17 protein-coding genes are annotated in these 21,428 nt (G+C 59.5%); 8 read left to right on the top strand and 9 right to left on the bottom strand.

All coding sequences use genetic code 11. The annotated features are described in order from the left end of the window. Positions 1–390 precede the first annotated feature (390 nt). Positions 391–561, bottom strand: coding sequence for a hypothetical protein (locus tag EL18_RS18370; RefSeq protein ID WP_425277136.1), 171 nt, complete (start codon positions 559–561; stop codon positions 391–393). Between the two features lie 780 nt (positions 562–1,341). Then, a complete protein-coding gene (locus EL18_RS07465; RefSeq protein ID WP_036481374.1) occupies positions 1,342–1,524 on the bottom strand; it encodes a hypothetical protein in 183 nt (60 codons plus the stop codon). 122 nt (positions 1,525–1,646) lie between these two features. On the opposite strand from EL18_RS07465, the gene EL18_RS07460 reads away from it, so the two are divergent. Then, positions 1,647–2,111: an Arc family DNA-binding protein gene (locus EL18_RS07460; RefSeq protein WP_036481365.1), complete on the top strand. Its 465-nt coding sequence runs from the start codon at positions 1,647–1,649 to the stop codon at positions 2,109–2,111. Positions 2,112–2,113: 2 nt separating this feature from the next. Continuing rightward, positions 2,114–3,241, top strand: coding sequence for a tyrosine-type recombinase/integrase (locus EL18_RS07455; protein WP_036481362.1), 1,128 nt, complete (start codon positions 2,114–2,116; stop codon positions 3,239–3,241). Between the two features lie 239 nt (positions 3,242–3,480). On the opposite strand, the gene EL18_RS07450 is transcribed toward EL18_RS07455, so the two are convergent. From EL18_RS07450 to EL18_RS07435, 4 genes are all read right to left on the bottom strand, one after another. After that, positions 3,481–4,599 (bottom strand): anhydro-N-acetylmuramic acid kinase, encoded by a 1,119-nt coding sequence (locus EL18_RS07450; RefSeq protein WP_036481359.1) that lies wholly within the window; start codon positions 4,597–4,599, stop codon positions 3,481–3,483. An 89-nt stretch (positions 4,600–4,688) separates the two neighbouring features. Continuing rightward, positions 4,689–7,343, bottom strand: a complete 2,655-nt coding sequence (locus EL18_RS07445; protein WP_152552971.1) for an autotransporter family protein — start codon at positions 7,341–7,343, stop codon at positions 4,689–4,691. Positions 7,344–7,485: 142 nt separating this feature from the next. Beyond that, positions 7,486–8,652 carry a cystathionine beta-lyase gene (locus EL18_RS07440; protein ID WP_036481355.1) on the bottom strand — a complete coding sequence of 389 codons (1,167 nt, stop codon included), beginning with the start codon at positions 8,650–8,652 and terminating at the stop codon, positions 7,486–7,488. Positions 8,653–8,800: 148 nt separating this feature from the next. Next, on the bottom strand, positions 8,801–9,694 hold the full coding sequence (locus EL18_RS07435) for an outer membrane protein (protein ID WP_051913861.1): 894 nt from the start codon (positions 9,692–9,694) through the stop codon (positions 8,801–8,803). Between the two features lie 245 nt (positions 9,695–9,939). On the opposite strand from EL18_RS07435, the gene EL18_RS07430 reads away from it, so the two are divergent. The 4 genes from EL18_RS07430 to EL18_RS07415 all read left to right on the top strand — a co-directional run bounded on the left by EL18_RS07430 (position 9,940) and on the right by EL18_RS07415 (position 14,594). Continuing rightward, positions 9,940–10,959 carry an amino acid ABC transporter substrate-binding protein gene (locus EL18_RS07430; RefSeq protein ID WP_036484211.1) on the top strand — a complete coding sequence of 340 codons (1,020 nt, stop codon included), beginning with the start codon at positions 9,940–9,942 and terminating at the stop codon, positions 10,957–10,959. A 105-nt stretch (positions 10,960–11,064) separates the two neighbouring features. Next, on the top strand, positions 11,065–12,249 hold the full coding sequence (locus EL18_RS07425; protein WP_152552970.1) for an amino acid ABC transporter permease: 1,185 nt from the start codon (positions 11,065–11,067) through the stop codon (positions 12,247–12,249). A 10-nt stretch (positions 12,250–12,259) separates the two neighbouring features. Further along, positions 12,260–13,756: an amino acid ABC transporter permease gene (locus EL18_RS07420; RefSeq protein ID WP_036481348.1), complete on the top strand. Its 1,497-nt coding sequence runs from the start codon at positions 12,260–12,262 to the stop codon at positions 13,754–13,756. An 88-nt stretch (positions 13,757–13,844) separates the two neighbouring features. Beyond that, a complete protein-coding gene (locus tag EL18_RS07415) occupies positions 13,845–14,594 on the top strand; it encodes an amino acid ABC transporter ATP-binding protein (protein WP_051914180.1) in 750 nt (249 codons plus the stop codon). Between the two features lie 74 nt (positions 14,595–14,668). On the opposite strand, the gene EL18_RS17505 is transcribed toward EL18_RS07415, so the two are convergent. Both EL18_RS17505 and EL18_RS07405 read right to left on the bottom strand, forming a co-directional pair. After that, entirely contained in the window at positions 14,669–15,811 is a 1,143-nt protein-coding gene (locus tag EL18_RS17505; RefSeq protein ID WP_280113664.1) for an FAD-dependent monooxygenase, read from the bottom strand. Between the two features lie 37 nt (positions 15,812–15,848). Beyond that, positions 15,849–16,094, bottom strand: coding sequence for a zinc-finger domain-containing protein (locus tag EL18_RS07405; RefSeq protein WP_036481344.1), 246 nt, complete (start codon positions 16,092–16,094; stop codon positions 15,849–15,851). A gap of 157 nt (positions 16,095–16,251) precedes the next feature. Here EL18_RS07405 and EL18_RS07400 point away from each other — a divergent pair, with 157 nt between their 5' ends. Both EL18_RS07400 and ppx read left to right on the top strand, forming a co-directional pair. After that, a complete protein-coding gene (locus EL18_RS07400) occupies positions 16,252–18,456 on the top strand; it encodes an RNA degradosome polyphosphate kinase (RefSeq protein ID WP_036481342.1) in 2,205 nt (734 codons plus the stop codon). A gap of 75 nt (positions 18,457–18,531) precedes the next feature. Further along, complete coding sequence (ppx, locus tag EL18_RS07395; RefSeq protein ID WP_036481341.1) at positions 18,532–20,052, top strand: exopolyphosphatase; 1,521 nt, start codon at positions 18,532–18,534, stop codon at positions 20,050–20,052. A 9-nt stretch (positions 20,053–20,061) separates the two neighbouring features. Here ppx and rnd read toward each other — a convergent pair whose 3' ends face one another. Next, positions 20,062–21,237: a ribonuclease D gene (gene rnd / locus EL18_RS07390; RefSeq protein ID WP_036481340.1), complete on the bottom strand. Its 1,176-nt coding sequence runs from the start codon at positions 21,235–21,237 to the stop codon at positions 20,062–20,064. Positions 21,238–21,428 lie beyond the last annotated feature (191 nt).

Below are 21,428 nucleotides of genomic sequence, written 5' to 3'. Positions count from 1 at the left end.
AGCGTGCCACTCCACAGTTTGCAAAGGCGTGCCGGCCCCGTTTGAGGATTCGTTATCTGTAACTGTTGATTAGGAAAGGTGGAGTCTGTCAAGGAATGCGATGCGGCATGGTATCCCATCTCAAGCCTGCCCGGCATGGGAGCGTGGGCTGAACATCGGCTATCCCAGTACGTAGGCCAGATCCGGCCAGTCCGTAGTCGGCCCCTTAGGTGACAGTGAATAAAAGGTGCCACGAGATGCCGGATGGCGCCAGTGCGTGACAACGCTGACCCTTCGTATATATCGGATGAGCGTGCTCGTGAGGCGAATGTCTCGTTGCTCGCCTAGGCCTCAGCTTCTCCACTTTGTCCACCTGTGCCATGTGCTCGAGATCGCACTCTAGGTTGGTGCTCACAGGCGGCTATGTCGGGCAGCGCAGGAAGTATACCTGCTCTTTCCATGTGTCGGCCCGATCATTGCGCCGTCTGCCGCCGATTTCGCGGCATCACGGCGTTTGTTCTCGAGCTTGCCGGCAACGTGACGAATGCGTCCCACACGGCGGTCGCGAGGGAAGACCAGCACTTGAACAGGAGGCTTTCATCAAAAGAGCGAAAGATCTGCCATGTCACGCCCCCCTTGAAGCCGCTGCATAGGAATTGGAGACGGCTTCCCTATGTAGAGAATAACCGTTTCCCTCGCTGCCTGAATGATGGTGTTCTTGTAGGTGGTTCTTAGCTAGGTGTTCCGGGGACAAGGGTGTCCCCTCGCAATTGTCACCATTTGTCCCCTCGAGATGTTCTGATACGTACCCTCGCGAAGGGACTAAACTGTCCCCTCGGAGGCGTTGCCACATTTCCCGTTTCTCGCCTCTCAGAAGTTCCTTGGCTTGATCCTCGCGCATCGCCTTTGCATCCAGTACATGCAGTGCCTTGGCATCATTGACCCGATAGACATATCCGGCGGTTCTGCTGGGACGGGCTCGCGCGAACCATCTGCACTCCTTGTGACACAGGCGTGCTGCACTTCGCTTAGCTGTTTTGATGCTGATACCTACTTGCGCCGCAATACGAGCCAGCGAGGGGTTGGCCTCTCGGGTTCTGCGGTTGATGTGCTGAACGATGCGAACGCCCACTACACGATCAATGTGTGCAAGTTGCTTGTCGCAAGTGATTGCGTCGATGAGCTCCAGCTTCCAAGCCGTGAAAGAGCGGGTGGCAACGATAGCAGGGTCTTCGTCGCTGCAGTTGCTTGCGGGTGTGGTCCTGCTCATGGTATCAGTCAGTCGCTCATTTCCTTTTGAGAGGGGAAGAGTTTCGGCCCTGGACTGCGCTGCAACGCGTCCGGGGCATTTCGTTTTCTGATTCATGCGGCCTCTCCAGTCTTCATGAAGAAGGCGATGAGTTGGCTGCGCTCGGCTACCCATCGGCCGCCGACCTTCTTGGCCGGAAGTTCACCTTTTTCCAGAAGTGAAAAGGTCACCCGTGGCGTGCGCCCGATGATTTTGGCTATGCCCTCGCAGCCCCAGATGAGCTCAATCTTTTCCATAAAGTTTCTCCCTTGCGGCCTATCAGCACCGTGCTGAAGGTAGCCATTTGTTAGCACCGTGCTGATATTGACGTCAACGGGTATTTAGCACAGTGCTAGGTCAACAGACTGGAGTAGCGGGTATGGCAAAGGTAAGCCGCGGGTCTGAGCAAGCGATGATACGCTTGCCAGACGGATTAAGAGATCAACTGAAGGCCGCTGCCGAGCAGAACGGCCGATCAATGAATGCGGAGATCATCTGGCGGATAGAGAACTACCAGAAAGCACAGGCAGCCTGGGCTCAGGTTGATAGCGAACTGGCAAAGCTGGAGGGTGAGGTCGAATCCCAATCCGACGAGATCGCTCGCTTGTATGAAGAGCGCAGCAGCTTGTTTGAGATGCTAAACAATCAGGAACGATTGCTGCAGCTGCAGCGTGAAACCTATCGGACACTGTCGATCCTCGCACGCTCATTGGGGGAGGCTATACTAGCGGACGGTGACAGGTCTGAGTTCGCCCGCGTGCTCGCATCGGGCCTAGCGGCAATCGAAGTCGACAACTCCTCTGAGGCTTCGGAGAAGGTGCCGCGCCAGCCATGGGAGGATTGATGATGTCCGTCCGTAAGCGCACCTGGATCAACGGCAAGGGTGAGGAAAAGACTGCCTGGGTGGTCGACTACACCGATGCACGGGGCAAGCGCCGGCTGAAGACTTTCGCGAAGAAGAAGGAAGCCGACCAGTTCGCAGCCACGGCAGCCGTTGAGATACGCGAAGGAGTTCATGTTGCAGAACGCGATACGGTAACGGTCCAGCGGGCAGGGGAGCTGTGGATTGAAAGCAGCGAGGCTGCTGGACTGGAGCGCTCCACCATCGAAGCCTATCGCCAGCGGCTCAATCTCCACATCGTGCCCTTCATCGGTGATGAGAAGCTGACCAAGATCACCGTTCCTGCCGCCCGGGCCTTTGCAGACAAGCTGCGGTCTGAAGGTCGATCACCTGCCATGGTCGGCAAGGCAATGACTGCCCTCGGGGCTTTGCTCTCGGATGCGCAGGAGAGGGGCCTTGTCACACGCAATGCCGTGAAGGAAATGTCTCGCCGTCGCAACGGGGCAGAGAAGCGCAAGAGGAAGCTTTTGGAGGTGGGAGTGGATATTCCCGCACCGGATGAGATCAGGGCCTTCCTGAGCGCGCTGGAGGGACGTTGGCGCCCGATCCTGCTCACTGCGGTCTTCAGCGGCTTGCGCTCCTCAGAACTGAGGGGCTTGCGCTGGCAGGATGTGGAATTGGAGAAGGCGACGATCACGGTCAGGCAGCGTGCAGACAAGTGGGGAGAAATCGGCTCCACCAAGTCACATGCAGGGCAGCGGACGGTTCCGGTCCCGCCTGTCGTGGTCAACACGCTGAAGGAATGGAAGGTTGCTTGTCCGCCTGGGGATCTGGTTTTCCCGAATGGAAAGGGCAATCCGGAATCACATTCCAATGTCGTGAACCGTGGCCTGAAACCAGCGATGAAGAAGGCAGGGCTGCCCTATACCGGCCTGCACGCGCTCAGGCACTTCTATGCCTCATGGCTCATCAACCCCAAAGAGGCAGGCGGGCTCAGTCTCGACATGAAGACGGTGCAGGCGCGCATGGGGCACTCATCCATCGCGGTCACTGCAGACGTTTATTCTCACCTGTTCCCGCGCAAGGATGACGGCAAGGAAATGGCCGATGCTGCCAGCGCTTTGCTCGGATGAATGCAACATAGACGCAACATAGAGCAGAAAATATCAATGAAAACAATGTAGGGTTTCGACCTTCTAAGCCGATGGTCGCAGGTTCGAATCCTGCCGGGATCGCCACATTCAAAGTCTTATTGCCGGTAATTCGAGCGCCTCAACTGCCTGATCGTCTTCCACTTTTCCGGAACGCCCTGCAGGCCGCATGATCGGTGGCTTGTGACATTGTGCCGCCAGGAAGGTGGTGTTGGAAAAGTTTATGCGCGCGCTTCGATCTTGCCGCCGCAGATCGGTGCACTGACACCGGTGGTGGCCGGATAGCTGAGCGGCAGGTCGCGCAGGCTGCGCATGGCGAGATAGGCGAAGCACTCGGCTTCTATCGCATCGCCGCGCAAGCCAACGTCCTCTGCCACGCATGCTTCGACCTGCGCCCGATCCGCAATGGCCCGCTTCAGGTACGGGTTTTTCCGTCCGCCGCCGCAAAGGATAAGGCGCGTGGGGCGTTGCGGCAGAAGATCGAGCGCCTTGCCCACGGCTGCCGCAGAGAATGCGGTCAGGGTCGCCGCACCGTCTTCAAGGCTTAGGTTTCCAGCCATACTCGACGTAAAATCGTTGCGGTCGAGCGATTTTGGATAGCGCTGTGTCATGTAGGGATGAGCCAGAAGCGTCTCCAGCAGCGCCTCGTCCACCTGTCCTTGCGCGGCAATCGCGCCGTCGCGATCCATCTCCCCCCCGGTATGTTCACGCACCCAGTCATTGACCGGGGCATTGGCAGGACCGGTGTCGAAGGCGGCCATTTCGCTTCCCCGGCACCAGCTTATATTGGCCACGCCACCCAGGTTCAAAATGGCCGTATCCGCGCCCGCGCCGATCTGCTCAAGCAGCGCTCGGTGGTAGACGGGTGCGAGTGGTGCTCCCTGACCGCCAGCCTTGATATCGGCACTGCGAAAATCATGGACGGTTGTGATGCCGGTAATGTCGGCCATCAAGGCGCCGTCGCCCAACTGTCGCGTCTGTCCTTTGACACCATTCTGTGGCGCTACATGCAGCACTGTTTGTCCGTGGAATCCGATTGCGGATATCTGCTTCGCTTCAAAGCCGTGGCGCGACAGGAAGGCGTTCACCGCCTCTGACTGGGCCGTGGTCAGGGCGCGCTCGGCCCTGGCGAAGATTTCCGGCTCGCTGCCAACGAAGCGCCACTGTATTGCTGCCTGCATGGCTTCCCGCAACAGCGGTACGATGCCTGCGGGATAGGCCACCAATTCATAGGGGCCGAACTCGAAAATCCGTTCCCCATCCGTGCGCAGCATCGCGATATCGATATTGCCGTCGAGAACGGTGCCCGTCATCAGGCCGATCGCCCATCCATCGCTCATGCTGCAGCATCCTTGCCATGCGTCAGGTTCAACCAAGCTGATAGCATCGCTGCCTCAGTCGCAAAAGCGCATGCGTGGCGGGAAGCGTTCTACCAGTTGACGGTGAGACCGAGCGTGCCGCCGAGAGAGGTCTGCTCTGCACCCGCTATATCGAAAGCATAGTGTCCCTCGCCATGCAGGCGGATGTTGGGATTGAGTTGCGCCGTGAAGCCTGCTCCGAATTCGAGCGTCGTATTGTCCGGATCGGTCGTGACACGATTGTCGCCGAGCCAGATCGCACTTTCCTCGCCAAAGCTGTGAGTTAGGTCGGCTGTGAGAACGGGTCGCAGCACCTGCTGTTCTCCAAGCTCTCCTTCGAGACGCAGGCCCGCACGAGCGGTGAAGCCTGCCATGTCTTCGAAATTCACGCCGGCAAGCCCGTCATGAGCGGGGTCGAGTGAGACATGTTGCCATGCAAGCTGCGCGTTGGGGTGCAGGTTCCAGCGGTCATTGAGGGCGAACCGCATTCCAGCCTCTGCCGAAAGCAGGATCGTTTCTCCTTCCACCTCGATGCCAGTGTCGCGGTAGGAACCCGTCGTGCCGTCAAGCCAGCCAAAAAGGGCAACACCATCCACATACCAGCCTGAAGCTGCCATATGGGCAAGGCTGCCGCCGACGGTAATCAGCGAGAGATCCGCGGTTCCGACCTCAAGGCCTGACCAACCGAGCGCGCTACCGGAGAGGTCGCCCGTCAACCGGCTGTAGCCGGCAATCAGGCCGAAATGGGTCTCATGACCATTGGACCATTCACGGCCCACCATATCCTGCCCGATCTGTACGCCGTAGAGGTTCCCCTCGAAGCCCAGTGCAACAATACCGTCCCATCGCGTGTCGATGTGCTCTCCGAATATGCGAAGCCAGCTGTTTGCAGCCATACCTTTCTCGAGATGGTCTTCCTCGCCGCGCCTTTCATGGAATGTCGCAAGCGTGGCCTGCCCGAGAACCTGCGCCAGTGGCGGCACTGCAGCGTGAAGTGGCACTTCCGGCCGGATAATAGGAACGACTTCCGCTTCTGCCATTGCAGGTGGAGGCGGAGACTGCGGCGTCAGTGCGGCAAGTGTCGAGGCGGCGACAGGCGCAAGCGGTGCCGCACCTCCATTGGGAGGTGTTGCTGCCGCGGTCGGCAGCGCGATCTCTCGGCCTGCGGCAGGTGTGGGTGCCGGCTGCGGTGCGGGGATGGGGGACGGCGTCGGGTCCGCGGGCGTTGGAGCAGGTTCGGGTGGTGTCATCATCGTGGAGCGCAGGTACCACATTTCCTCGCTTCCGCTGGTCAACCCACCGCGAAACAGGCGATATTCGAACGCGCCAGCGGTAAGAGGTGCCGGAATCGCGAAAGCACCCGCGGTCGTCGTGGCACCATTGGTGGTATCCACGACCTTGATGCCATTGCTGAGCGTTGCCGCACCGGTTCCACCGGCATTGACAATGGCAAGCGTGGTCGATCCGTCAGCCGCACCTCGGTCCACTACGAGCATGTCGCTAGCGGCATCGTCGCCTGCAAGAACGGTGTCCAGGCTCAGCACTGCATCATGGCCGGTATAGTTGCCTGTGATGGTGATGCGGTCGCCCGCAATGCCATCCTGCATGGTCAGGCGACCGCGATTGTTCACCTGCGCCAAAGAGCTGGACACGAAGCTGGAAATCGAGCCTGAAGCGCTGCCTGCACCTGAAATGACGCTGGTCGGTGTGATTTCCAGACTGCCGGTTTGCGTGCCGGCGTCGCCGAGAACCAGCGCTTCACCGCCCAGATCGAGCAGGGTGGCTCCTGAAAGCGTGATGCTTTCCCACTCGGTGATGCGTGCAGCACCCGTCCAGTCCACGTCAGTGAGGGTCAGGCTATCTGTGCCGGTGCCGCCGGAAAGAAGGGTAGGGCCGCTGGTCAGTGCAAGGTTCAGATTGGTCAGTTCCGCCTGGTCGTCTTCCGCCTCAAGCTCCACCGAACCGCCAAGAGTGCCGCCGCCATTCCAGATGAAGCGGTCGGAATTGTCTTCCAGCGTGATGTTGCCCGCGACACTGCCGCCCGTGATGGTGACATGGTCGTGAGCGTTGTTCGTACCGATCCTCCCGCCGATCTCTCCATCAGAAATCGTCAGCGTATTAACGTCGCCGCGACCGCCCATGGCGGTAAGGTTGTCGTCAATAGTACCGCCGGACATGAGGAATGTGTTGCTTGAACCGACCAGCGACACGCTGCCGATGCGCCCGCCGGACATTTCGCCATAGTCGCCGGCATTGAAATTGCCCAGGATCCGCCCGCCCGTCATGTAGAACTCGTCGAGATCGCCGCTCTGGTTCAGGGATCCGATCTGGCCGCCACTCATGCGGAAGATATCCTCTCCACCGCCCTGATTGACTGCCCCGTCGATGACGCCGCCGCTCATCTCGAAAATGTCGATGCCGCTGCCCTGGTCGAAGTTGCCCGTCACGCGGCCCGAGCGCATGTCGAGACGGTCCGCTCCGGATCCAAACTCCACATCGCCATCAATGGTGCCATTGCCGCCATCGGGAAAAGTCAGGCTGTTGTCGCCGACTGTATCTGTCAGCCCTCCGGCCATGGTGCCGCTGTCGCAAACATAGGTGTCGCTTGTTCCGGCAGTCGGACCGCAGGCCGCAGTTGCAGGTGAAGCAGCCAATAGAGTTCCGCCTGCTGCCGCCACAAGCGCAATCGCGCTTGTGCCACAGCCTGATCTAATGCCGCGCATCATGAGCCCCCTCGAATCAAGCAATGATGGGACGGTAATCGACTAGTGATGCAGCCGCCAAGATTTTACTCAGCCTGAGGTTGTTCTCTGGTTACGGTGAACTTAACCCGATAAGTCGGATTGCGGCTTTGTTGGGCTTCTGTGACTAAGCTCTTGCCGCAGCGAGAGCTTTCTCGATATCGACCTTCAGATCACTCACATCTTCAAGCCCGATCTGCAGGCGGATGACCGGCCCTTCATCCGGTGCCTTTGCCACAATGCGATCTCCCAGCGATACGTGCACTGCGAGGCTCTCATACCCACCCCAGGAATATCCAAGACCGAAGATTTCGAGCGCGTCGAGAAAAGCATGCGCTTCCTTCGTGCCGCCGCCATTCAGAACGATGGAGAAGATGCCGCTTGCGCCCGAAAAGTCGCGCTTCCAGATTTCGTGGCCGGGATGCGAGGGCAGGGCCGGATGGAGCACGCGGGAAACATCGTCGCGTCTCTCCAGCCATTGAGCGATTTCAAGCGCGCTTTCCTGGTGGCGTTCAAGCCGCACTCCCATTGTGCGCAGTCCGCGCAGAACCTGGTAGACATCATCCGGACCCGCACAGACGCCGAGCGTCAGATAGGTGTCGTAGAGTTGCTGCCAGCATTTCGCGTTGGCCGATACCGTACCCGAGAGGACGTCGGAATGGCCTGCCGGATATTTGGTGGCCGCATGAATGGAAATGTCCACGCCATGATCAAGCGGCTTGAAGTAGAGCGGTGTTGCCCAGGTATTGTCCATCATCACGATGGCATCGCCGGCATGTGCCGCTTCTGCGATTGCCGGGATGTCCTGCATCTCGAACGTGTTGGATCCGGGTGATTCGGTAAAGACGACCCTTGTGTTGTCTTTCATGCGCGAGGCGATCTTGCCGCCCAGTTCCGGCTCGTAATATTCGACCTCCACACCCATGCGTTTCAGCATCGTGTCTGCAAAGCGGCGGGTGGGGAAATAGACGGAATCGACAATCAGCACATGGTCGCCTGCTGACAGGAAGGCCAGCATGGGTACGACAACGGCGGCCAGGCCGGAGGGAACGGCTATTGTACCGGCCGAGCCTTCCAGCGCGTCGATCGCAGCGCCAAGCGCATCGCTGGTTGGCGTGCCGCGCGTCCCATAGGTGTATTTCTGCTTGTGGCCCGCCATGGTTTCCGCATCGGGAAACAGAACCGTGGAGGCATGCACGACCGGTGGATTGACGAACCCGTGAAAGTCTCGCGGATCATTGCCGATATGTGCCAGCCGCGTATTGCTGCCCTTGCCAGAAAGATCCCGTGCCATCGATCACCCTTCGCCATTTTCTCTTGTCGCGCAGTGAGGAATGAACAAGGCCGACGCGGGGTCGGCCTCATCCGTTCACTCAAAGGGCGTAGCGCGCGAAGGCGAAGGAGACAAGCAGCCGGGGCAGGGAAGCGTCTGCGCCAGAAGCCTATTTGTAGACCGGAGCCTCGTAGGGCGTGGTGTCGTAAACGGGCTGAGGCGCTGGGATGACGAAGGGCTCGGGCTTGTATGCCGCGGTTTGCGCGCCACCGAATTCGTAGCGCAGGCCGGCACGGATTTGGTGTGTACCAAAGCCGTTGTCCCAACCCTGCACGCCCGTGGCACCCGCCGCGATGTCAGCCGCATCGAAACCGAACGCATGTCCGCTGGCCACATGGGCATAGCGGTAGCCAAGATCCAGCTTTGCGCGATGGGTCAGATCCACCGAGACACCTGCCATCAGCGCCCAGGTGAAGCGCCAGCTGTCCTCGCCCTCATGCCAGGCCACATAATCCAGCCCGCCACATTCGGCGGCATCAATGCAGGTTGCGCGGTTTGTCAGGCGCCCGTAGCGCAGATAGGTCGTGCCCACGCCGCCGCCCACATAGGGCGTGATGCGACCGAAGGTCTTCAGGTCGACATAGGCATTGGCCATCAGTTCGAATGCATTCGCGGAGCTCGAATCGTCGAAGGACCAATCACCGTCGAGTGTGGCCGTTCCGAAGCCGCTGCGGTTCCAATATGCCAGGCTCACATCGCCGCGAAGATGGGCGTTCAGCCGGTAACCGGCGCCGGCACCGAAATAGGTGTTGGAGCGCAATTCCATATGCTCGTAGTGCGCATCGCGGTAAGTGCCTTCAAAAACGCGGAAACCGCCGTCGGTTTTCGTCTTGAAGTTGTGCCCGATATCGCCGCGAATATACCAGCCGGAGTGACCTGCCTGATGCGTGGGACGCAAGGGCGCGGTCTGATAGGACGGCGCAGGCTCGTAATCGGCTGCGAATGCTGCCGAAATCCCTGTTGATATCAATGCGACTACAGTTGCCGCCAGTACCGGCTTCATGACCAGCCCCCGATGGTGAAATAATATAGGAATGGTTGTAATCCGTCAGGGTTAACCATCAGTTATTGCTTCTGGACCAATCGCTCTTCCCCTCTTGACCCGTGTGAAATTATGGCATTCGATGGACGCCGTGCATGGGAGAGGAAGCCGGTATTCGCAGCAAATTCACAAGACTGTGTCACCGTGTTTCCGCACATCAGACTTTGGGGATGAACCCTGTGCTTGAGAAAAAAGGGTCAATGAACATGAAGAATCTTATGAAGGCACTGCTCGGCTCGGCTGTATTTGCATTTGCTGCAGGTGCGGCATCGGCAGCCACGCTCGATGACGTGAAGAGCGCTGGCCAGCTGCGTTGTGGTGTGAATACCGGACTTCCGGGATTCGCTTCCCAGAACGACCAGGGCGAATGGCAGGGCCTCGACGTGGACTACTGCAAGGCCGTGGCCGCAGCCGTATTCGACGGCGATGCCAGCAAGGTGCAGTACACTCCGCTTTCCGCAGTCCAGCGCTTCCCCGCCCTGCAGAACAACGAAGTCGATCTGCTGGCACGTAACACCACCTGGACCATGAACCGCGATACCGCGCTCGGCCTCAACTTCGCCGGCGTGAACTACTACGACGGCCAGGGCTTCATGGTCCGCAAGGACCTGAACGTGAATTCCGCCCTGCAGCTTTCCGGCGCTACCGTCTGCGTGCAGTCCGGTACGACCACCGAGCTGAACCTGACCGACTACTTCAACGCCAACAACATGGAATACAATCCGGTTGTTATCGAGAGCCAGTCGGACGTGAATGCTGCTTATGAGCAGGGCCGTTGTGACGTTCTCACCACCGATGCCTCGGGCCTCTATGCATCGCGCCTCGAACTGTCCAACCCGGACGAGCATGTTGTTCTGCCGGAAATCATCTCGAAGGAGCCGCTTGGCCCGGCAGTCCGCCAGGGTGACGAGCAGTGGTTCGACATCGTGAAGTGGGTTCACTTCGGCTTGATCAACGCTGAAGAGCTCGGCGTGACGCAGGACAATGTCGAAGAGATGGTCAATTCCGACAATCCGAATATCCGCCGCCTGCTCGGTGCTGATGGCACCTTCGGCGCGGATGTTGGCCTGTCGGCTGACTGGATGGTCAATGTGATCAAGGCTGTTGGCAATTACGGCGAAATCTTCGACCGCAATGTCGGTCCGGACACGCCGCTTGGCATCCAGCGTGGTCAGAACGCTCTTTGGACCAAGGGCGGCCTGCAATACGCACCGCCGATCCGCTAATCGGTAGATGAGGGTGCTGCTGCATATGCGGCAGCACCCCCGCTTTTAATAAGCGTATGCGCTGGCCGTTCCTGCAATGGCCAAGCATCGTGCATGGCGGATCATATGACAGTTGAAGCTCAAAGCATTTCGCAGCCGCGTGTCGCGCTGATGCGCGACCCGAAAACGCGCGGTCTCATCATCCAGATCCTGATGATCATTGCCATCCTGGCTTTTGCCTCCTGGCTGATCAACAACACGATCCGAAATCTCGCCCAGGCAAACATCGCCTCGGGTTTTGGTTTTCTATCCTCGCGCGCGGGATTTGATATCGGCCAGGTGCCGATAGAGTATTCGTCCAATTCCACCTATGGCCGCGCGCTGATGGTCGGTATCGCAAACACGATCATCGTCGCGATAGCCGGTATCACGCTCGCAACGATTGTCGGCTTCATCATAGGTATCGGGCGCCTCTCACGGAACTACATCGTGCGCGGCCTCAGCACCATCTATGTCGAGGTGTTCCGCAACATTCCGCCATTGCTGGTGATCCTCTTCTGGTATTTCGGCGTCCTTTCGGTGCTCCCGTTGCCGCGCGAGGCCATACAGTTCGGTTTTGGCACCTATCTTTCGAATCGCGGCCTGCAAATGCCTGCTGCCGTTTTCGAGCCCATCGCGTTGGCCACCCTGATCGCGCTCATACTGGGCATCGCCGGTGCGGTTATATTGGCGAAGGCCAACACGAAACATCAGCTCAAGACAGGCGAGCGCCGCAAGACGCTCGGACCGGCTCTGGGCATGATCTTCGGCTTGCCGATTGCGGTATTCCTTGTCACCGGACTTCCGATCTCGTTCGAAGTGCCCGAAGCAACACGCTTCAATCTTCGGGGCGGTTGGCAGGTCAAGCCGGAATTTCTCGCGCTGTTCCTCGCGCTGTCCTTCTACACCGCATCCTTCGTGGCCGAAATCGTTCGTGCCGGCATATTGTCGGTGTCCAAGGGTCAGACCGAAGCCGCCTCGGCACTGGGTCTCACGCGCAGCCAGCTATTGCGGCTGGTGGTCGTGCCCCAGGCGTTCCGTGTCATCATTCCACCGCTGACCAGCCAGTATCTGAACCTGACGAAGAACTCGTCACTGGGTCTGGCCGTCGGCTATCCCGAACTGGTTGCCGTGGGGTCCACGGTGTTGAATCAGACCGGCCAGTCCGTCGAGGTGGTCGCTGTCTGGATGGTCGTCTATCTCGGCCTCAGCGTCGCGGTCTCCGCATTCATGAACTGGTTCAACGCCAAAATGGCGCTGGTTGAGCGGTAGGAGGCAAAAAATGGAAGAACAAGTCTCTCTTTACGTCGCTCGCGAGCAGAAAGCACCGCAACCGCCTCCACCATCGGAGGCGGGCATTGTGGGGATATTGCACAAGAACCTGTTCGCCACGCCATTCGACAGTGTCATCACCATCGTCCTGTCGATCTTTTCGGTATGGGCTGCGTGGAACATCTTCGAGTGGGGGTTTCTTCACGCTGTCTTTTCCGGCTCGGACCGTCAGGCCTGCCTTCCGGCGGAAGGCGAGGGTGAACTTGGTGCATGCTGGGCCTTCGTGGGTGCCAAATTCGGGCAGTTCGTCTACGGTCTCTACCCGATGGGCGAGCGCTGGCGCGTCGACCTGGTCATGGTGCTTCTGGCACTTCTGGCCGTGCCGCTGCTCATTCCGCCGCTTCCCTACAAGCGACTGAACGCGATATTGCTTTTCGCTGTTTTCCCGTTCGTCGCGCTGGTTCTTCTGACAGGCGGAAATCTGCGCGTCAGCGGCGCCTGGGTGGCCTTTCTGCTGACCATCGGAGCCTTCATCGCATCCGCCCTGGGCGGCATGGTCGCCGGTGCCCGTGAAGACCGTTTGAAGTGGGGACTGTGGGCGGCAATCGCCGCACTGCTGATCCTGTTCATGCACAATGCCGTCAATTCCGGCCCCGTGCGGTTCATGGATATCCGCTTCTCGACGCTCACCATGCTTTCTTCACTCGTTGCGATCGTCTCGGTCGCGCTCAGCCTTCTGGCGGTGCAGCCGGGTGAGGGCGGCAAGGTGCGCTATCTGAAAGTGCTGGTGGCACCGGTCGGCATTCTGCTGCTCATCATGTTGCTGGCAGGCGATATGGGTCTGCGACCGGCTCCGACCAATCTCTGGGGCGGTCTGCTTGTCACGCTCGTCGTGGCACTGACAGGCATTGCGGCATCTTTGCCGCTGGGTGTCCTGCTGGCGCTCGGTCGCCGGTCGCATCTGCCGGCCATCCGCCTTTTCTCGATCGTCTTCATCGAGTTCTGGCGTGGCGTGCCGCTGATCACCGTACTCTTCATGTCGGCATTCATGATCCCGCTCTTCCTGCCGGATGGCGTGACCTTCAATCAGTTGCTTCGCGCACTGATCGGCGTTGCCCTGTTCTCGGCAGCCTATATGGCGGAAGTCATCCGCGGTGGCCTGCAGGCCATCCCGAAGGGCCAGTATGAAGGTGCGCAGGCGCTGGGTCTCGGCTACTGGCAGATGATGCGTCTGATCATCATGCCGCAGGCGTTGAAGCTGGTGATCCCGGGCATCGTGAACACCTTTATCGGCCTCTTCAAGGACACGAGCCTGGTCTACATCATTGGCCTCGCCGACCTGCTGGGGACCGTGCGTCGCGGCTTTGCCGATCCCAATTGGATCACGCCAACCACGGCTGCGACCGGACTTGTATTCGCTGCCTTCGTGTACTGGCTCTTCTGCTTCGGCATGTCGCGCTATTCGATCTACATGGAACGCCGGCTCAACACCGGCCACAAGAACTGACGGGCGAAAAGCTCGAGTGAGGAAAAACGTCATGGCCAGCCAGACAAATCCTGCCGCAGCAGCACCTGCTGCAAACAAAAAGCCGGGAATGCAGATCTCCGATACCGATGTTGCCATCGAGATCGTCAACATGAACAAGTGGTATGGCGATTTCCACGTTCTGCGCGACATCAATCTGAAGGTCATGCGCGGCGAACGCATCGTGGTTTGTGGGCCTTCGGGTTCCGGCAAATCCACCATGATCCGCTGCATCAACCGTCTGGAGGAGCACCAGAAGGGACGGATCGTCGTCGATGGCATCGAACTCACCAACGATCTGAAGAAGATCGACGAGGTGCGTCGTGAAGTCGGCATGGTGTTCCAGCACTTCAATCTCTTCCCCCATCTCACCATTCTGGAGAACTGCACGCTGGCTCCGATCTGGGTGCGCAAGACGCCCAAGAAGGAAGCCGAGGAGATGGCGATGCACTATCTGGAGCGGGTGAAGATTCCCGAGCAGGCGCACAAATATCCAGGTCAGCTCTCCGGCGGTCAGCAGCAGCGCGTGGCGATCGCCCGCGCATTGTGCATGAACCCGCGCATCATGCTTTTCGATGAGCCGACATCAGCGCTTGATCCCGAAATGATCAAGGAAGTGCTCGACACCATGGTTGATCTTGCCGAGGAAGGCATGACCATGATCTGCGTGACCCATGAGATGGGCTTCGCCCGCCAGGTCGCCAACCGCGTGATCTTCATGGATCAGGGGCAGATCGTCGAGCAGAACACGCCGGCCGAGTTCTTCGACAATCCGCAGCACGAGCGCACCAAGCTCTTCCTGTCGCAGATCCTGCACTAAAGGCAACAGAGACGCTGGTAATCACTCAAAGGGGCGGCTTTCTGCTGCCCCTTTTCGCATTCAAGGAGGCAAGTTCAGTCTTCGCGCCAGCCATAAAGCCAGTCGAAATCGGCCATGAGCTTCGCGCCAGTGCGGTGCTTTAGCACCAGATCACGGATCAAAGCCACAGGTCCTGCAGCATGCCATGCAAAACTGTTGAAGCCTGCGCGCCGCCGCACTTGTTCGATCCGGGGTTTGCGCTGCCGCTCGAATTTCGCCAACGCTTCCGCCACGCTGCCTGCATCATCAAGCACACCGGCAAGCACCGAAGCGTCTTCAATGGCCATTGCCGCGCCTTGTGCCGCAAAGGGTGTGAGCCCATGCGCGGCATCACCGGTGAGCAACAGGTTCGGCGGTCTTGACCAGCTTTCGAGCGGCGGGACCTCGTATAGCGGCCATTGGCTCCAGCCATCGGCCGCTATCAGTGGCGCGAGGATCGTGCTCTTGAATGCATGGCGAAGCTCGTCGAGATCAGCACCTTGCACCCAGCCACGTTGCGTTTCATTACCAGGAAGAACGACCACCAGATTATAGGCAGTGCCGCCACTGACAGGGTAGGCGACGGTGTGAAAACCCGCCGCCATGAACGCATGCACATTGGGCGTCGTCCCGAAGATCGCGCGAGCGGCTGGATGATCCGCAGACAGCATGGCGCGATAGGCAATGCGGCCGACGAAACGCGCATCAAGCGATGTCACCTCCTTACGCAGGCCGGACCAGATGCCATCGGCCGCAAGCAGAAGATCGAATTGTGCATCGGAGAGAGGATGTGAGACACGGTCACCGGTGAAGCAAAATCCTTGCGCCAGGGCATCCAACTTCAGCTTGATACCCCGGTTCGCGGTAACACATTCCAAAAGCGCGCTCTGCAGGTCGGCCCGGTGACAGGTGAGATAGGAAGCACCCCAGCGGTCCTGCGCCTGTTCGCCAAGCGGAAGGCGGGATTTCACCGACCCGTCGCGCGCGGAACGCAGCAGCACTGCCTGGGGCTGTACGGCAATCTTCTGGAGGTGATCCAGAATGCCAAGGTTGCGAAGCACGCGCGTGGCGTTGGGCGAAAGCTGCAGGCCTGCGCCCGCTTCGCCCAGATGCGCTTCGCGCTCGAAAATGGTAATCTCATGCCCGCGCGCGGCAAGCGCCAGCGCACTTGTCAGTCCGGCAATGCCTGCACCGGCAATGGCGATGGAGGCGGGAATGGTGCTTGTGCCTCGCGCCTCAGGCCGCGTCGCGCTTGAATGCGCAACCCGCAGGCTGGGTCTCGTCAGCCTTCAGCTCCGGGCGGTAGCGGTAAAGCGTGGAACAATAGGGACAGACGCGCTCGACATCGTCACCCATGTCCAGGAAGACATGTGGATGATCCATGGGCGGATTTGCGCCGACGCACATGAATTCGCGGACGCCGATATTGATGGCGCTGTGACCATCCGTGTTGTGGAAATGCGGTATCGCATGGCCCGCCATTTCTGTCTCCCGCTCGGTGTCAGTTTGTCAAAGCGTTTGTAGCATAAATGGCTTATTTGCAAGCCCGTGATATGAAACTGTCGCAAAAGCCTGTCAGGACATATGCTGACAGCCAAGGCTGTCCAGGTCCCTGCATGTTTCGAGGAAGATGAAGACGATGAATGAGCTGAAGCCGGTCAAGAGCGAGTTCCCGATCGAGCCGGAGAAGGCCGATGAGGTGGCCGCCTCCAGCCCTGATCGCTTCGTCAATCGTGAGTTCTCGTGGCTGCAGTTCAACCGCCGCGTGTTGGAGGAGTCGCAAAATCCCTGTCATCCGCTTCTTGAGCGTGTTCGTTTCCTCTCCATTTCCGCCGACAATCTGGATGAGTTCTTCATGGTCCGCGTGGCAGGCCTTGCCGGTCAGGTACGCGAGGGAATAACCACGCGGAGCGCTGATGGGCGCACACCGGAAGAACAGCTTCACCAGGTGCTGCTGGAGGTAAGCCGACTGCAGCTGGAGCAGCATGAAAATCTCGGCGGTCTTCTGGAACTTCTCAAGAAGGAGGGGATAGAGCTGGTCCGCCCGGACAGCCTGTCGAAAGCGGACCGCGATTGGGTCGAGGAGCATTTTCTCGATTCGATCTATCCGGTAATGACGCCGCTATCCATCGATCCCGCGCATCCGTTCCCCTTCATCCCTAATCTCGGCTTTTCCATCGCCCTTGACCTGCAGAAGCTTTCGGATGGGGAGCGGATGACCGCTCTGCTGCGCCTGCCGGTCGCGCTGCAGCGTTTCATCGAGCTGCCGATGCGCTCTTCGGGCATTCGTTTCATCGCGCTCGAAGACATTGTCGAAATGTTCATCGGCAAGCTCTTCCCCGGCTACAAGGTGATCGGCTCCGGCACTTTCCGCATCATTCGTGACAGCGATATCGAGGTCGAGGAAGAGGCCGAAGACCTTGTACGCCTGTTCGAAAGCGCGTTGAAGCGCCGCCGGCGCGGTTCGGTGATCCGCATCGAGTTCGAAAGCTCGATGCCCGAGTCGCTGCGCGAATTCGTGGCATCGGAACTGGGTGTTCCCGCCGGACGCATAAGCGTGCTGGACGGCCCGCTTGCGATCAACCAGATTTCCGAAATCGTGAAGGTCGCGCGCGACGACCTCAAATTCGAGCCATACAATGCGCGCTTCCCCGAGCGCATCCGCGAACACAATGGCGATTGCTTCGCCGCCATCCGCGAAAAGGACCTTGTGGTCCATCACCCCTATGAGAGTTTCGACGTGGTCGTGCAGTTCCTGCGCCAGGCAGCGCAGGACCCTGACGTCGTAGCCATCAAGCAGACGCTTTACCGCACCTCGAATGACAGCCCGATCGTGCGCGCGCTCATCGACGCTTCGGAAGCGGGGAAATCGGTCACGGCACTGGTGGAGCTGAAGGCGCGTTTCGACGAGGAAGCCAATATCCGCTGGGCGCGCGACCTTGAACGCGCGGGCGTGCAGGTTGTCTTCGGTTTCATCGAACTGAAGACCCACGCGAAGATGTCACTGGTCGTGCGGCGCGAGGATGGACGCCTGCGCAACTACTGCCATCTGGGCACCGGCAATTATCACCCTATCACCGCGCGCATCTACACCGACCTTTCCTATTTTACTGACGATTCCGCTATAGCTCACGACGTGGCGAAGGTGTTCAACTTCATCACCGGTTATGCCGAGCCGGACGTGGATATGCGCCTTGCGGTATCGCCATTCACCCTGCGCAATCGCATTCTTGAGCACATCCAGGGCGAGATCGAACATGCCCGGGCAGGGCGGCCGGCGCAGATCTGGATGAAGATGAATTCACTGGTCGATCCCGCGATCATTGATGCGCTCTATGAGGCAGGCAATGCCGGGGTCGAGATCGATCTGGTCGTGCGCGGCATTTGCTGCCTGCGCCCGCAGGTGCCGGGCCTGTCGGAGAAGATCCGGGTGAAGTCCATAGTTGGTCGCTTCCTCGAGCACAGCCGCATCTACTGCTTCGGCAATGGCCACGGCCTGCCTTCCGACGAGGCCATCGTCTATATCTCCTCCGCCGATCTGATGCCGCGCAATCTCGACCGGCGCGTCGAAGCCATGGTGCCGATCACCAACCGCACCGTGCATGAGCAGGTGTTGGGACAGATCATGCTCGGCAACATCATGGACAACCAGCAAAGCTTCGAGGTGCTGCCGGACGGAACATCGCGCCGCATCCTACCGCAGGAAGGCGAGGAAAGCTTCAACGCGCAGGAATATTTCATGACCAATCCCAGCCTGTCGGGCCGCGGGGATGCGCTGAAGTCTCACGCACCGCGCCGCATCGAGGCATTCAAGAAGGCAAAGAAAGCTGCCGCTGCTGAATAAGTTTGGATTGATTTATTGCCTGCAAGACCTCAAACAGGTTGCTGGCAATGACAATTCTGGTGGTTTCTGTACAGCGTGAGTATCGCATCGACCCAAGGCCGGTTGCAGGACAGGCGTCCCGTTTCCGTGATCGATATCGGATCAAACTCGATCCGCCTGGTGATCTATGAGGGCATTGCACGCTCTCCCACCGTGCTGTTCAACGAGAAGATGCTGGCAGGTCTGGGCAAGTCCATTGTCACGACCGGCCAGCTTGACCCGGATGGCGTCTCGCGGGCCGTGGAGGAATTCCGCCGTTTCCGCGCATTGTCGGAGCAGGCAGGCGCCCAGTCGCTGCATGTGCTGGCGACCGCTGCTGCGCGCGAGGCCGAAAACGGGCCGGAATTCATTTCCCGGGCCGAGGAGATTCTCGGTACCGAAATCCAGGTTCTGTCAGGGCGCGAAGAAGCCAGATATTCGGCCTATGGCATCATGTCGGGGTTTCATGAGCCCGATGGCATTGTCGGCGACCTGGGCGGCGGCAGCCTCGAACTGGTAGACGTTTCCGGCAGCAATATGGGCGATGGCATAACATTGCCGCTCGGTGGCCTTCGCCTGAAGGAGATGTCGGAAGATTCCACGACCATTGCCGCCAAGATCGCCCGTGGGGAGATTGCGCGTGCGCCGTGGCTGAAGGCGGGCGAGGGCAGGGCCTTCTACTGCGTTGGCGGTACCTGGCGCAACCTGGCCCGTCTGCATATGAGCGTGACCAAATATCCACTGCAGGTCATGCATAATTACGAGCTTGATCCCCAGAAGCATCTGGCTTTCCTCAAACGCGTTGCCAAAGGGAATCTGGAAAAGATGCGCGGTATCGGCCGCGTCTCGAAGAACCGCCGTGCATTGCTGCCTTTCGGTGCGACCGTGCTTCTTGAAGTCATGCGCGCAATGAAGCCGTCAAAGCTGGTGATCTCGGCCAATGGCGTGCGCGAAGGCTATCTCTATTCCCTTTTGGAGGAAGAGCAGCGCAAGAGCGATCCGCTCCTGTCTGCCTCACGCGAGCTGGCACTTCTTCGCTCGCGCTCCTACACCCATTCGCAGGAACTCGCCGAATGGACGGGCGAGGCGTTCAAGGTGCTGGGCGTGGAAGAGTGCGAAAATGACGCGCGCTACCGGCAGGCTGCCTGCCTGCTCGCCGATATCGGATGGCGCGCCCATCCCGAATATCGCGGCACGCAGTCGCTGAACATCATCGCCCACGGCTCATTCTCAGGTATCGATCATCCTGGCCGCGCCTATATCGCGCTGGCCATCATGTTCAGACACGAAGGTCTGTTCGACGACAATCTGTCGCCGGAAATGCGCGCGCTTGCCACACCGCGCTATGCGGAACGCGCCCGCCTGCTCGGCGGTCTGATGCGCGTGGTCTATCTGCTGTCGGCGTCAATGCCCGGCGTCATTCCGCGCCTGAGATGGGAAAAGCGCGATGACGGCTCCATCGCGCTACTGATCCCGCGTGACCGAGCGGAACTGATGGGGGAACGGCCGATCGGACGCATGGCTCATCTGGCCCGCGTGACGGGACTCAATCTCGTCCTGGACGTCGCGAAGGACTAGCTTCGCGGCCTAATTTGCGCTGACGACTTCCTTCACGGGCGTGAAGGTCTCGATCCGCCGGTTGCGGAACCGCAGTGCCGTCTCGCCGCGCAGAAGTTTCAGGGCCTCTTCACCGAAGACTTCGCGGCGCCACCCGGAAAGCGCCGCCACCTGCGCATTTTCGCCTTCAGCGGCAATGCGGTCGATGTCGTCGCTGGAAGCAAGCATCTTGGGTGCAACGCCCTCGCGCTCGGCAACAAGCTTCAGCACAACCTTGATGAGTTCGGCCGCAGCGGCAGCACCTTCGGGGGCATGAACCTGCTTGGGCAAGCGCGGGAGTTCCTCTTTGGGGGTGGCAAGTGCCTTGGCAACGGCGCCAAGAAGGCCGGCGGCCGTACTTGAACGCTCCCAGCCTTTCGGAATGGCGCGCATGCGGCCGAGCGCCTGCGTGTCCTTCGGCTGCTGCTGTGCCGCTTCATAGATCGCATCGTCCTTGATGACGCGCCCGCGGGGCACATTGCGCTCACGCGCTTCTCGCTCCCGCCAGGCAGCAACATGCTGCAACACGGCAAGTTCGATCGGTTTGCGCACACGCAGCTTCAGACGCTTCCATGCATCCTCGGGATGCGGGTCATAGGTCTCGCGCGCGGTCAGCACATCCATCTCTTCCTTCAGCCAATGGGCACGATTCTCGCGCTCCAGCTCGGCCTTCAGGTGTTCATAGACCGGAATGAGGTGGGTCACATCGGCAAGCGCGTAATCAAGCTGTTTCTGCGACAGGGGTCTGTGACGCCAGTCGGTGAAGCGGGAGGTCTTGTCGATCCGCTCGCCGGTGATGCGGAAGACGAGCTGGTCATAGGAAATGCTGTCGCCGAAACCACAGACCATCGCCGCGACCTGGCTGTCGAAGATCGGATGGGGAATGAGCCCGCCCATATTGTAGATGATCTCGATATCCTGACGCGCGGCGTGAAAAACCTTTGTCACGCTTTCATCGGCCATGAGGTCGAAAAAGGGCTTCAGATCCATTCCGTCTGCCAGGGGATCGACCAGCGCCGTCACACCCGGCGCGGCCATCTGGATCAGGCACAGCTCGGGCCAATAGGTCGATTCCCGAATGAACTCGGTGTCGATGGTAATGAAGTCGGATTGTGAAAGCTGGCTGACAGCCTCAGCCAGCGCGTCGCGCGTCTTGATAAGTTCCATGCGTCTTCTTTATGCGCTGGAGGCACAAATGTGAAGAAAATCGTGTGCACCCTGATATTTCACTATTAATAGTGGTGCATCGCTCAGGAGTGGGGTGCAGACACGGGGCCATCCTTGACAAAACCGTGCGCACATGCGCTTTTCCCGCGCGGTTAACAAGGCCCGGTGCGCCATAGCCCGCATCGCCTTCC

Source organism: Nitratireductor basaltis (genome assembly GCF_000733725.1).
GTDB classification, from domain to species: Bacteria; Pseudomonadota; Alphaproteobacteria; order Rhizobiales; family Rhizobiaceae; genus Chelativorans; species Chelativorans basaltis.
This window is presented reverse-complemented; position numbering and strand designations above follow the sequence as displayed.

Coding starts and splice junctions, on each gene's coding strand:
- EL18_RS07435 (WP_051913861.1), bottom strand. CDS start 9,694: ATGAAGCCGGTACTGGCGGCAACTGTAGTCGCATTGATATCAACAGGG.
- EL18_RS07405 (WP_036481344.1), bottom strand. CDS start 16,094: ATGGCGGGCCATGCGATACCGCATTTCCACAACACGGATGGTCACAGC.
- EL18_RS07450 (WP_036481359.1), bottom strand. CDS start 4,599: ATGAGCGATGGATGGGCGATCGGCCTGATGACGGGCACCGTTCTCGAC.
- EL18_RS07430 (WP_036484211.1), top strand. CDS start 9,940: ATGAAGAATCTTATGAAGGCACTGCTCGGCTCGGCTGTATTTGCATTT.
- EL18_RS07445 (WP_152552971.1), bottom strand. CDS start 7,343: ATGATGCGCGGCATTAGATCAGGCTGTGGCACAAGCGCGATTGCGCTT.
- EL18_RS07465 (WP_036481374.1), bottom strand. CDS start 1,524: ATGGAAAAGATTGAGCTCATCTGGGGCTGCGAGGGCATAGCCAAAATC.
- EL18_RS07455 (WP_036481362.1), top strand. CDS start 2,114: ATGTCCGTCCGTAAGCGCACCTGGATCAACGGCAAGGGTGAGGAAAAG.
- EL18_RS07415 (WP_051914180.1), top strand. CDS start 13,845: ATGCAGATCTCCGATACCGATGTTGCCATCGAGATCGTCAACATGAAC.
- EL18_RS07440 (WP_036481355.1), bottom strand. CDS start 8,652: ATGGCACGGGATCTTTCTGGCAAGGGCAGCAATACGCGGCTGGCACAT.
- EL18_RS07420 (WP_036481348.1), top strand. CDS start 12,260: ATGGAAGAACAAGTCTCTCTTTACGTCGCTCGCGAGCAGAAAGCACCG.
- EL18_RS07460 (WP_036481365.1), top strand. CDS start 1,647: ATGGCAAAGGTAAGCCGCGGGTCTGAGCAAGCGATGATACGCTTGCCA.
- rnd (WP_036481340.1), bottom strand. CDS start 21,237: ATGGAACTTATCAAGACGCGCGACGCGCTGGCTGAGGCTGTCAGCCAG.
- EL18_RS07400 (WP_036481342.1), top strand. CDS start 16,252: ATGAATGAGCTGAAGCCGGTCAAGAGCGAGTTCCCGATCGAGCCGGAG.
- EL18_RS07425 (WP_152552970.1), top strand. CDS start 11,065: ATGACAGTTGAAGCTCAAAGCATTTCGCAGCCGCGTGTCGCGCTGATG.